General features: G+C 64.8%; 1 protein-coding gene. It reads left to right on the top strand.

Translation table 11 applies throughout. From position 1 onward, the window contains the following. A partial coding sequence (locus HMPREF2990_RS05580; RefSeq protein WP_168167128.1) for an HNH endonuclease occupies positions 1 to 352 on the top strand: 352 nt, incomplete at both ends.

Below are 352 nucleotides of genomic sequence, written 5' to 3'. Positions count from 1 at the left end.
GTTGATCTCGGCAACCGACGGGCCGGTCAACCTGTATCCGGTGAAACTTGAGCGTCACGCCAACCGGGAGCTGCGCGCGTTGATGAGCGCGGACGGTGCCACCTGCGCGTGGAAAGGCTGCAACCAGCCGGCGGACTTCTCCGAAGCACACCACATCCAGGAGTGGTCCAAAGGTGGTGCGACCGAGGTCGAGAATATGTGCTGGTTGTGCACCTACCACAACCGGCAAAACGGCCGGCCGAACCGGGGCCGGATGCAGCGGGTTGGCGGCCAGATCATGTGGCAAAGCCCCAAGGGCTACCTTTCGCCCCGCGGCATCAAACACACCGACCCCGCGCGAAGACACGCCCGG

The sequence above is a fragment of the Corynebacterium sp. HMSC071B10 genome (genome assembly GCF_001814825.1).
GTDB lineage: Bacteria > Actinomycetota > Actinomycetes > Mycobacteriales > Mycobacteriaceae > Corynebacterium.
Note: the sequence above shows the minus strand (reverse complement) of the source record. Positions and strands in the feature narration are given on the sequence as shown.